This window comes from Halobacteriovorax sp. RT-1-1, from assembly GCF_047085455.1.
Classification (GTDB): domain Bacteria; phylum Bdellovibrionota; class Bacteriovoracia; order Bacteriovoracales; family Bacteriovoracaceae; genus Halobacteriovorax_A.
In genome coordinates this window covers 1,239,846-1,251,689 of record NZ_JBKIXZ010000001.1, presented here as the reverse complement: position 1 = coordinate 1,251,689, position 11,844 = coordinate 1,239,846, and the positions used below count along the sequence as shown (strand labels likewise).

Below are 11,844 nucleotides of genomic sequence, written 5' to 3'. Positions count from 1 at the left end.
TTACACCACAATATATATTGTAACCTTTGGCCAAGATTCTTAATAGCGAAGCAGAAGTTGCCGAGAACCTAAACTATTTAAAAGTATTTCTATTTAGATTGGATTAGAATTATATTCCCTCGAAGCATTTTTGTAATAATTCACCATACTCTCTCGTAGCGATCTCAAGTAAATCACTTGAATTTTTAGGAGCATGGTAATTGTCCACAAAGTGTTGATAGACATCTTTGCGATAAGAGTCAGGGAAGTTCTTATCTTTGATATTAAAATCTTTTCCTTTTACAAAGATTGTATTGGGCGTAAATACACTCGCAAAGCTTGAAATATTTAACGTGTCTTTAAAATGAATATCGCCATCAGGAAAAAGGCGATCCTTAATTCTCTTAAGGCCTTTCTTTCCAAAGCACGTATTTTTATAGCTATTAATCCCGTGGGCCATATAGATATCTTGAAGCTTACTCTTAATTCCCAAGATGAGATCCGAAGCGGTATAACCAAAGAATTCATGGGCAGCAATATGAGCATTAACTCCAGGAATATTTTGAGAGAACCAACGCTGGGTATTCTTAAGTGCAATATCAGAACGTGTACGACTCCCCTTTATTAAAACATCAAAGTCCGCATGCATTAACTCATGAAAAATAGTCGATGCTAAGATAGTGAACTGATACTCTTGTCCAGTTGGAAAATCAGACGAGCTAACAATTCGATCTCCACGCCAATTCTTTTGTCGTAAAACAATCGTGTTCGTTTTGTCGTTATATGTGGCCTCTGCACCACTTTTATTCATTAACCATTTCTCAAAAACATTTGGTTTTCTGATTCTAATCTTTCTTACAACATCATCTAAGCGTGAAAGCTTCAATCCTAATTCATTTTCTAGTGAGTTAGAAAAATCAGATATTGCTACCGGAGAAGAGGCCAAGACATAAGTTGAAAGTAATAAAGTGAGTATCGATTTCATATCCATAATTAGACCCAATAAGCCTTAATAAGACTAGTTATGTAAGAAAAGATAAGAGTTTTAAGCGTGTGATATTACGTTGCTACCGTGGCCATCACGTTTATTATCTAAATGTTCTGATACTTGGTTAACAAAAGGGATCTTTACAATTACCTTTGTTCCACTCTTCATACTCATGAAGCTAATTTCACCGTCAATTCGTTTGATGATGTAGCAAAGTATGCTAAGGCCCATTCCACTGCCCAGTTCGTTACGAGTACCACTACTCGATCTCACTTTTGAGAAATTCGTTACTGATGAAATAATGTCGTCAGAGATACCGCCCCCTGAATCAATAACACTAAAGTACACATGAGTTTTATCGTGAATCATTGAGAGGTAGACTTTTGAACGTGGCTCAGAGAACTTCAAGGCATTAGAAACAAGATTACCTAAAATCGAGTTAACTAAACTCTCCTTACTAATGGGTAGCGAAGCTTCGATATTTTGATGGGGATAAGTGACAACCAACTGAACTCGCTTCTTGTTAAAGTCGTCTTGGTAGTGAGAGACAACAGACTTTACTATTGACGAAAGCTCCACATCATATGAAAGATTATCTTTATTAAATTGCTTACGAATCTCTGCTTTAAATTTGATGAGCTCACTTAAACGATCATAGGCTAACTTTACATAGGTCAAGTTCTCATCTTTTAACGCCCTTGAAAGACTTAAAGACAGAAAATTTAAGTCATTTGAAGTATCATGAATAACGGCCTTATAAACTGCATTAATAAGCTTTAACTCTTCTTGTAATTTATAATCACCATCAACTTTCTTTTCTAAGATCTTAACCAGAAGCCCTAACATGATTGCAATATAAGTGATGACGCCCGCACTCCAGCCCCAAGTCCCAGAGCCCTTTATTTCAAAGGTAAATGGATAGGAAAATGTGACTATTCCTGCGATAGCAAAAATAGTAAAATAGAAAAAATTCACAACATACTTTATTCGTTTACCAAAGTAGGCCAATGCATAGATACCAGGAGTGAAACTTCCGATGGCCACAGCAAGGGAATAATATTCAGACTCAACTCCAGCTAAATACAATAAGAAGCCAGCAATGCCACTTAAAACAAAAAGACTCACCAACTCAACTCGATACTGGCTTAATCGATTATTTAGAAAGAAATTACATATCAAATAAAGTGGAATGAATTTTAAGCCAAAGAATATGACGTCGAGTTCCACCCACTGAGCACAATAAAAACGTGTAGCATAGAGGAAGAAATTAAAAATTAGGGCCATTTTAAATTGCTGGTAGTCACTTTCTTTATCCACCATTGCAACAACATAAGTACTGACAACGCACAGAAGTAGAAATGATAAGAGTACGATATATAGGGCCGTCATATTATCCATACATCAAAACTAACATAGTGGAATATATGAACAATTGAAGAAAGGATAACTTAGCTTAACTTTTATTCGAAATTAGCTAATAAAAAAGGCCAGCTATAAAGCTGGCCTCTTCTATATGTAAATTTATTACTTTAATCCTAGTTACCCACCAAAATCGTCAAGCATGATATCGTCGCGCTCAACCCCTAGGTCAAGAAGCATATCGATTACACACTTGTTCATGATAGGAGGACCACATAGGTAGTACTCACAATCTTCTGGAGCTGGGTGCTTAGCAAGATACTCATCGTGAAGTACTTGGTGAATGAACCCAGTGTAACCTGTCCAATTATCTTCCGGTAGTGCATCTGAAAGAGCAACGTGCCAAGTGAAGTTATCATTTTCGGCCTGTAGACCGTCGAAGTCTTCAACATAGAACATTTCTCTAACTGAACGAGCACCGTACCAGAAAGTCATCTTACGTTTAGAGTGTAGTCTCTTTAGTTGGTCAAAGATGTGTGAACGCATTGGCGCCATACCAGCTCCACCACCAACGAATACCATTTCTTTATCAGTGTCACGAGCAAAGAACTCTCCGAATGGACCAGAGATTGTAACTTTGTCACCTGGCTTACAGCTAAAGATATAAGAAGACATTTTCCCTGGAGGAGTTCCCTTAGGAGCTCTTGGAGGAGGAGAAGCAATACGCACGTTAAGCATAATGATTCCCTTTTCTTCCGGGTAGTTTGCCATCGAGTAAGCTCTGATAGTTTCTTCGTTTACAGTTGAATTATACTGCCAAAGATTGAAGTGATCCCAATCTCCACGGTATTCTTCTTGTACGTCGAAGTCTTTGTAATCAATTGAAAGCCCTGCTGGTCTTTCGATTTGAATATAACCACCAGCTCTAAAAGGTACAGACTCACCTTCTGGAAGCTTAAGCTTAAATTCTTTAATGAAAGTCGCAACGTTATCATTTGAGATAACCTCACATTCCCATTTCTTAACACCAAAGACAGACTCTTCAACTTCAACTTCCATATCAGTTTTGATACCAACCTGACATGCAAGTCTTAAGCCTTCACGAGCTTCTTTCTTTGAGATATGTGATAATTCAGTTTCAAGAATTTCACCACCACCTGCGTGAACGTGAACTTTACACTGACCACATGTACCCCCACCACCACAGGCAGAAGATACGAATAGTTTTTGATCGGCAAGAGCGTTAAGTAGTTTACCACCAGCTGGGATATGAACCACTTTCTCACCATTGATCGTTAGCTTAACGTCACCACTTGATACTAGCTTTGATTTAGCAAAAAGAATTACTAAAACAAGAGCAAGAACCACAACGGTAAACATTAAAACACCAAGAATAATTGCATTCATAATATTTCCTTTTTATTACTTACCGTTACTAAAGTTGGATTCCTGAAAAACTTAGGAAACCAAGTGCCATTAGACCTACAGTGATAAAAGTGATCCCAAGACCTTTTAGTCCATCTGGAACATCACTGTACTTCATTTTTTCTCTAATACCTGCAAGAGCAGCAATCGCTAGGGCCCAACCGAAACCAGAACCGATACCGAAAACAACAGACTCTCCAAAAGTATAATCTCTTTCTACCATAAATAGTGATCCACCCATGATGGCACAGTTAACAGTAATAAGAGGTAGGAAAATCCCAAGAGCGTTATAAAGAGCTGGCATAAATTTATCTAGGAACATTTCTAGGATTTGAACCATCGCCGCGATAACACCGATGTAACAAATTAGACCTAGGAATGAAAGATCTGTACCAGAGATCCCTGCCCACTCAAGAGCATTTTCTTTTAGTAAGTAGTTATAAAGTAGGTTGTTAATAGGGATTGTAATTGTTTGTACAACAACAACCGCTACACCAAGACCAATAGAAGTCTTAACCTTTTTCGAAACTGCTAGGAATGTACACATACCTAGGAAGAATGCTAAGGCTAAGTTTTCAATGAATACTGCTTTAATAAATAAACTTAAATAATGTTCAAACATATTTCACCTACCCTTACATTTCTTCTACTTGATCTTTCTTCCAAGTACGTAGTCCCCAGATGAAAAAACCAATTAAGAAGAATGCAGATGGTGCAAGAAGTGCCATACCATTAGTTTGGTACCAACCACCTTCTCCAGTTGTTGCTAAAACAGATACTCCAAATAGCTTTCCTGAACCAAGAAGCTCTCTAAAGAATCCAACAAATACAAGTACGATTGAATAACCGATTCCGTTACCAACACCATCAAAGAATGACATGATTGGAGGGTTCTTCATCGCATATGCTTCCGCACGTCCCATAACGATACAGTTTGTAATGATTAGACCAATATAAACTGACATCGATTTAGCAACGTCATAAACGTAAGCCTTAAGAACTTGATCTGTCACGATAACTAGTGAAGCAATAATCGTCATCATTACGATAATACGAATTGCACTAGGAACGTGATTTCTAATAAGTGATACGAATAAGTTAGAGAAAGCTGTAACAACTGTTACCGCTAAACACATAACTGCTACTGACTCCATTTTTGTCGTAACCGCTAGAGCAGAACAAATACCTAGGATTTGAAGTGCAATTGGGTTGTTCTCAAATAATGGAGAAACTACTGTTTCTTTAAAATTCATTATTCACCCCCACCTTGTGTGAATTTGTCAATGAATGGTCCAAATGCATCGTCACCCATCCAATAGCGAACAGTTCCTGTTACACCATTAGCTGTAAGAGTTGCACCTGAAAGTCCATCAATATCAAAGCTGCTTGCTTTATTAGCTTCACCTTTAATAACTTGAATTTGAGGTTTACCTGCATCACCAAAGATTTTCTTTCCTGGCCATACTGATCTCCAGTGTGGGTTATCAATTTCACCACCAAGACCTGGAGTTTCACCGTGAGAGTAGAAACCAATACCTTTAACAGTATTAAGATCTGTCTCAAGAACTAGGAAACCGTACATTGTTGACCAAAGACCTTTACCGTGAATTGGGAAAACAACAGACTTAGTTGTCTCACCATCTTTTACGAAGAATACTTTAGAGTATTTCGCACGGAACTTGATTTTTCCTTTGTCCTCAGATGCAGGAATTGCGTAGTTCATTTTTGGATCTTTAGCAGCTTTAACAGCATCAAATTTAGTAACATCCATATCAGTTACGTAGTCACCAGTTTTAAGATCAACTAGTTTCTCTTCGATTTGCTTATAAGCTTCTAAAATTTCTTCTTTAGTAGCAGTCGCCTTTACAAGACCTGCAGTCATAAGAAGGTTTTTCTTAACGTCTAAAACTTTATTCTCATCTTGAAGTGGCTTTAGTGAAACCGCTGACCAAGATACGACAACTGAACAAACAACACATAGGATTGTTGCTACGATCAGAGTTTTTGCAGTACTATCATTACTCATCACTGCCCCCTTAAGCCGTTTTGTATCCGTTTGCACGTTTTTTGATATTTCCTTGAATTACAAAGTAGTCAATTAAAGGTGCAAAACAGTTTCCGAAAAGGATTGCAAGCATAGTACCTTCTGGGAAAGCTGGGTTAATAACACGAACAAGGATAACCATGAAACCGATTAGAGCACCATAGAACCAGTGTCCTTTGTGTGTCATAGAAGCTGATACTGGATCAGTTGCCATAAACACTGTACCAAAAGCAAAACCACCGATCACTAAGTGCCAAAGTGGAGTTACTGAGAACATCATATTTGTATCAGAACCGATAGCATTTAAAATTGCTGAAGTAACAACTGCTCCAAGAACCATTGAAAGCATAATTCTCCAAGAACCGATACCTGAGATGATTAGAACTGCTGCTCCGATTAAACAAGCAAGAGCTGAAGTCTCACCCATTGAACCTGGCATAAATCCTAAGAAAGCATCTTGCATTGAAGTTGTGATTGCACCAACACCACCAAGAGCTGCCTGAGAAAGAGCTGTTGCTCCAGTGAAACCATCTACTGCAGTCCATACTGCGTCCCCTGAAATTTGTGCAGGATATGCAAAGAAAAGGAATGCACGAGCAGTAAGTGCTGGGTTAAGGAAGTTTTTCCCTGTACCACCGAAAACCTCTTTACCGATTAAAACACCGAAAGAGATCCCTACAGCAACTTGCCATAGAGGAATTGTTGGAGGAAGAGTTAATGGAAATAGCATCCCTGTTACAAGGAAACCTTCGTTAATCTCGTGACCTCTAACGATTGCAAATAGTGCTTCCCAGAAACCACCAGCGATTTGAGTCACTAGGAAAATTGGGAAGAAGTATAAGAAACCGTGAAGTAGGTTTGCAACTAAGCTTTCTGGAGAGAAACCTGCACCAAGCGCCATGATGATATCAGCACGCCAACCTTCAGGAGTCATACCAGCCGCTGCAAGAGCAGAGTTAGCCTGGAAACCAGTATTGTACATTGCCATAAACATTGCTGGAATAAGAGCAATAGCAACTGTGATCATTAATCTTTTTAAGTCAAGTGCATCTCTAACATGAACTGAACCTTTCGCTACTCCACCTGGAGTATAAAGGAAAGTATCGATCATTTCATAAACAGCATAAAACTTTTCGAATTTCCCGCCTTTAGCGAAATTATCATGTTGAGAATCTAGAAGTTTGCGCAACATTGTAATTATCCTTCTTTCTCAATAGTAGTTAAACTTTCTCTTAGAGCTGGACCAAAATCAACTTTACCAGGACTTACGAAAGTACATAGTGCTAAATCTTCTTCATCTAGCTCTAAACAACCAAGCTCTACAGCGTAGTCATTGTCTTTTGTAACAAGTGCTCTTAAAAGTTGAGTTGGTAGCATATCAAGAGGCATTACCTTTTCGTATGACCCTACTGGAACCATTGCTCTATCAGAACCATGAGTAGCAGTTGTGAAATCGAAAATTTGCCCTGGCTTTAACCAGTGTAGGAAAGTACGCTTAACAGAGAATTTATTAAGACCTGGCTTGTGCCATCCTAAGAACTCTCTTTCACGACCTTCAGTAAGTAGAGAAATTTGGTTGTGGAAACGACCTAGGTAAGAAAAACTTCCAACCATTGCGCGACCGTTGAAAACCGAACCAGAAACAACTCTCACCTCACCTTGTCCAACTTTTCCTGAAGTAACTTCACCTAAATGAGCACCTGGAACTGTTTTAACAAGAGTTGGGTTTACAGATGCAGGACCTGCAATTGAGATAATTCTTTCAGTTGAAAGTTCACCTGAAGTGAAAAGCTTACCGATTGCGATTACATCTTGGTAACCAATCGACCAAACAATCTTCTTAGCGTTTACAGGATCAACAAAGTGAATGTGAGTTCCTGCGTTACCTGCTGGGTGAACACCAGCAAATTCCTTCACTTCAACTTTAGTCGTTGAAGGCTTTGGAATATTAACTCCAGCTGCTTTACAAACAAAAGTTCTTCCATCAGTTAGTTTTGAGATAATCTCAACACCATTCGTGAAATCTTCGCTTGCTTCAGCAATTACTACTGCTGGATCAGCTGCAAGAGGATTAGTATCCATTGCAGTTACGAAAATAGAGTGTGGCTCAGAACCTAAAGCTGGTGCCTTAGAAAATGGCCTTGTTCTGAAAGCTGGCCATAGACCTGACTCAACTAAAAGAGCTTGAACAGCTTCTTTCGTTAAATCTTTTACTCCCGTCCCTTTAAAGTTTTCAAATGTAACTTGCTCGTTACCTGAAACTTCAATTACTAAAGTTTCAAACGCTCTTCTTGCACCACGGTTAATTTCAATAACCTTACCGCTGATAGGTGCTGTATAAAGAACACCTTCAACTTTCTTACAAGAAAATAACGCCTGACCTTTTTTAACCTCGTCACCTACTTGAACAAGCATAGTTGGCTTCATTCCAACATAGTCTGGCCCAGTAAGAGCGACTTTAGTCACTTGAGGTCCTACCTCAATCTTTTGTGATGGCTTCCCACTGATAGGAAGATCCAATCCTCTCTTAATGTGAATCATAGCGACAAATCCCGTTATCTTGGTTTGTTAACAATAAAATATTTATGAAATTATTAGTTTTTTAACAGAAATACATAAAGTTGTAACCCTAATTTTAACTAATCACACCACCGCACTTAGCGACCATGACGCGTTAAAACAAAGGCTATTTAGTCGACAATTATCGACCACAACACTTCTTAAATTTCTTGCCTGAACCACAAGGACATTGGTCATTGCGTCCAACTTTAGCACCATCTCTCTTAACCTGCGCTACGATTGGCTCACCGTCAACGAAGAACCAGTCTCCATCAACCTTAACAAATTCAGAACGCTCATAATGCACATGGTCTTGGCCACCTAAACCAAAAGTCGCCTTAAACTCAACCATTCCCCAGTCATCTCTCTCAGTTCCTTCTGCAGTGTCAACGATCTCAAGACCCTTCCACTCAGATTGTGATGACCACGCCTTGATTTCATTTACATCCATATCATCTCTGTGATCAGGGTGAGTTGAATCAACGATGAAATCAATATTGCCGATTGTATAAGCAAAGTAACGTGCGCTCATAAGTTGAGCTGCAGTTTGGGCCTTGGCTTCACCCTTAACAATTGCTTCACATGTCTTTGTATCAAGACCAGAATTACTCATAATAAACTCCATTTAATATCGATATAATAAGTCGGTAAAATTTGTGTTTGTTTCATCAAAATATACCTTGCTTTCTAGTAGTCGACTAGAAATAAATGTAAAATGCTCTCTAAGCATTTTCTGGTATTTTGTACGACTTCGACGAATGGCATATTCATCTTTAAACTCAAGATCTTCGATCTGGCGATCGAGTTCTTTATCCGTTGGAACTGTTAGATAAAAATACTTTAACTTGGATGCAAGAATTGGCAGACAATACTCTAATTCCTCATCTGTGAGATATTGAAATACACTTGTGCAAACACCAAGATCAAAAGATTTCTTACTCTTCTCATTCTTGCGACACCAGCTAACAATATCCATTCTCTCTAACTTAAACTGAGTTGATTCAATTTTGTTTATTTCACGCTCTTTTACAATTTTGTAAGCGTATTCACTGGGCTCAATTCCATGGGCCTTATATGGCTTAAACTCGTCTAAAAGTGCCTCAAATAAATGACCAAGGCCAAAGCCTAAATCAATAATAGAATTGATATCAATATACTCTAATCCAAATAAATTTTTAATATAGCCAACGTGCTGCTCGACATTGCCTATTCCATCCATTTGATCAGCTTCTTCATAATTTACATCCCAATAGTCCTGGGAAAAACCAAGAGAACCTTTTTCTTTCATTTTATTTAACCTTTAGTGTCTTTCCGATTAAGTATGCATTCGAAATAAATCGGTAGATACCCACAGAGAAAATTGCCCCCCAAAGAAGCAAGAAGGATTGATTTTGATAGCTCAAATACGCCAGTGGCACAAAGCACGTAAAGAAGGCTATCACCATGTGACGACCTAAGAAATCAAAGCGATTGATTCCAAAGACTAGCCCATCATAGACATATGCAATTGAAACAGGAATTTGAGCAATGGCCAAGAAATAAATAATGCCTTTAATCGTTTCATGAATACTTTCATCGTACGTAAAAAGTGAAATTAATGGGCCATTGGCAAAAGTGAAAATGAAACAGAAGATAATTCCAATAATCCCCCCCATAAAAAGAAGCTTATGAAAGATATCTTTTAAGTGCTCATGGCCTTCATTTTTGAAAAGTGTCCCACCTATAATATTTCCAGAAGTCGCGACTCCATCAGTAAAGAAAGATGCAAATAACCATAGGTTGAGAATAACCTGATGAGCAGCGAGAGCCTTTAAAGAGATTGAGCTCGCAACTTTTGTGGCCAAGAAAAAACTTAGAGTTAAAAAAGCCGAGCGCATAAAAACATTGATAGAACTTTTTCCAATATGAAAGGCATCCGCTAACATGATTTTTTGTTTTAAAAACAAATGACGAATTTTTTCGTGAGTCAGAATAAAGTATAAACTTATTAGAAAGCCTACAGCATTAGCAAAAATCGTAGCGGCCGCAACGCTTGAAAGCCCCATATTAAGTTGATAGAGACCTAGGTAAGACAATACAATATTAATCGAAGTTGCTACCCCAATGATTCCTAAAACGATATTTACTTTCGCCATTCCTCTTAGAACTGATAAGGCCGACATAAATAAAAGAATAAATACATGGCCATATAGTCTGGTTAAAAAATAGTCATCACATAAAGAATAAAGATCCTTCGTGACACTCAAAAATTCATAAACATAGTGGCGTGCGGGAACAAAAATGAGAACGAGAAAAAGTCCAATCGAGAAAGCGATTAGGAAAGTCACCTTAATAAGCGAAACTACATTCTCATACTCACCTTTAGCTAGTTTTTGAGAGATTGCTTGGATTGGTGCATGGACCAAGAAGTTAAACATCCAGGTAATAGATGAAATAACCGAAACACCAATGGCCATCGCGGCCAGCATTTTTGTATCAAAATTTCCAACAAGTGCAGTATCAACAATTGAGCTTAGAGGCTCAAGCATTGATGCGAGTATGGAAGGGATAGAAAGGGCCCAAAGGCCCTTGTATGTTAACCAGTTGCGGTCCAAAATTTTTACTTTGTAAATTTTAGTATTTAGTTACTGCAGAGAAGATTGCAATAAAGATTAACGCAAGGATTAAACCAAGACCTGCTAGACGGTTTGATTTCATACGTTTTGCAAGGATTGGCCCAAGCGCAGAAACTGCAACCCATAGTCCAACTTTTACTTTTACCCATACTGGCCAACCAGCACCGTGGCTAACACCGATACGAGCAAGAAGCCCCATACCACCTACGAAAAGTAGGAAACTTGCAATCCCAGAAGTAATTTTAAAAAGCTTTCTGTTTTGCGCTTCAGTACTTACAAATTGTGGTGCAAATGCAGCAACCATAAGAACAACCATAAACACGTGAAGTACTTTGTAAAATTCATAACTCATTTCTTTTCTCCAATTCTCTCTTCAAGACTCGTCATTCTATCATTTAATATTGTTAAAGTTTTATTAACTTTTGCTAGCTCTCTTTCTAGCATTAAATCTTCTCTATGTAGACTTGATTGCATCCCTTCTACATTTCTTTTTAAGACTTGTACACGTCTTCCGATCGTAAGAAATTGTCGACCGAGCATGACATTTGCAAAAATAGCGGTATAAGTGGCAAATAGCCCTGTACCAAAGATCATAAGAACGACAGCAATAATACGCCCAGCAAATGTGACAGGAGTAATATCACCATAACCAACAGTTGTTATTGTCGTAAACGCCCACCAAACAGCATCCCCAAGTTCAATAACTTTTGGGTTATGCCCTTTTTCAAGATGTAGAAAGACGAAGGCGAAGATAATAACGCCAAGGTTCCCCATGATTGTAATAAACCAGAAAGCAACAGTTTTGAATAAATAAATAAAGCGTTCAACAAATACGCGAAAGCCTGTGCGCAAAACTAACCTCTTCTACAAAATTT

Annotated in this window: 13 protein-coding genes; all 13 read right to left on the bottom strand. The window is 38.2% G+C overall.

Features of this window, described 5'->3' with window-relative positions; genetic code table 11:
* Nucleotides 1-109 precede the first annotated feature (109 nt).
* The gene (locus ACMAWV_RS06255; protein ID WP_412469723.1) at nt 110-964 is read right to left on the bottom strand and encodes a hypothetical protein; all 855 of its coding nucleotides are present in this window, start codon (nt 962-964) and stop codon (nt 110-112) included.
* Nucleotides 965-1,024: 60 nt separating this feature from the next.
* Nucleotides 1,025-2,365: a sensor histidine kinase gene (locus ACMAWV_RS06250; protein ID WP_412469724.1), complete on the bottom strand. Its 1,341-nt coding sequence runs from the start codon at nt 2,363-2,365 to the stop codon at nt 1,025-1,027.
* Between the two features lie 141 nt (nt 2,366-2,506).
* Nucleotides 2,507-3,733, bottom strand: coding sequence for an NADH:ubiquinone reductase (Na(+)-transporting) subunit F (gene nqrF, locus ACMAWV_RS06245; RefSeq protein ID WP_103216792.1), 1,227 nt, complete (start codon nt 3,731-3,733; stop codon nt 2,507-2,509).
* Between the two features lie 28 nt (nt 3,734-3,761).
* Nucleotides 3,762-4,373, bottom strand: coding sequence for an NADH:ubiquinone reductase (Na(+)-transporting) subunit E (nqrE, locus tag ACMAWV_RS06240; RefSeq protein WP_103216791.1), 612 nt, complete (start codon nt 4,371-4,373; stop codon nt 3,762-3,764).
* A 13-nt stretch (nt 4,374-4,386) separates the two neighbouring features.
* Complete coding sequence (locus tag ACMAWV_RS06235) at nt 4,387-5,004, bottom strand: NADH:ubiquinone reductase (Na(+)-transporting) subunit D (RefSeq protein ID WP_103216790.1); 618 nt, start codon at nt 5,002-5,004, stop codon at nt 4,387-4,389.
* Entirely contained in the window at nt 5,004-5,777 is a 774-nt protein-coding gene (locus ACMAWV_RS06230; protein WP_199177507.1) for a Na(+)-translocating NADH-quinone reductase subunit C, read from the bottom strand. The genes ACMAWV_RS06235 and ACMAWV_RS06230 overlap by 1 nt, the downstream gene beginning before the upstream one ends.
* 10 nt (nt 5,778-5,787) lie before the next feature.
* Nucleotides 5,788-6,993: an NADH:ubiquinone reductase (Na(+)-transporting) subunit B gene (locus tag ACMAWV_RS06225; protein WP_103216788.1), complete on the bottom strand. Its 1,206-nt coding sequence runs from the start codon at nt 6,991-6,993 to the stop codon at nt 5,788-5,790.
* A complete protein-coding gene (locus tag ACMAWV_RS06220; RefSeq protein ID WP_103216787.1) occupies nt 6,993-8,336 on the bottom strand; it encodes a Na(+)-translocating NADH-quinone reductase subunit A in 1,344 nt (447 codons plus the stop codon). Before ACMAWV_RS06220 ends, ACMAWV_RS06225 begins: the two co-directional genes overlap by 1 nt.
* A gap of 160 nt (nt 8,337-8,496) precedes the next feature.
* A complete protein-coding gene (locus ACMAWV_RS06215) occupies nt 8,497-8,967 on the bottom strand; it encodes a YchJ family protein (RefSeq protein WP_199177506.1) in 471 nt (156 codons plus the stop codon).
* Nucleotides 8,968-8,979: 12 nt separating this feature from the next.
* Nucleotides 8,980-9,642, bottom strand: a complete 663-nt coding sequence (locus ACMAWV_RS06210; protein ID WP_103216785.1) for a class I SAM-dependent methyltransferase — start codon at nt 9,640-9,642, stop codon at nt 8,980-8,982.
* Between the two features lies 1 nt (nt 9,643).
* Nucleotides 9,644-10,948 (bottom strand): MATE family efflux transporter, encoded by a 1,305-nt coding sequence (locus ACMAWV_RS06205; RefSeq protein ID WP_412469725.1) that lies wholly within the window; start codon nt 10,946-10,948, stop codon nt 9,644-9,646.
* Between the two features lie 19 nt (nt 10,949-10,967).
* Nucleotides 10,968-11,321 (bottom strand): SirB2 family protein, encoded by a 354-nt coding sequence (locus ACMAWV_RS06200; protein WP_103216783.1) that lies wholly within the window; start codon nt 11,319-11,321, stop codon nt 10,968-10,970.
* Nucleotides 11,318-11,821 (bottom strand): potassium channel family protein, encoded by a 504-nt coding sequence (locus ACMAWV_RS06195; RefSeq protein ID WP_392991408.1) that lies wholly within the window; start codon nt 11,819-11,821, stop codon nt 11,318-11,320. Before ACMAWV_RS06195 ends, ACMAWV_RS06200 begins: the two co-directional genes overlap by 4 nt.
* Nucleotides 11,822-11,844 lie beyond the last annotated feature (23 nt).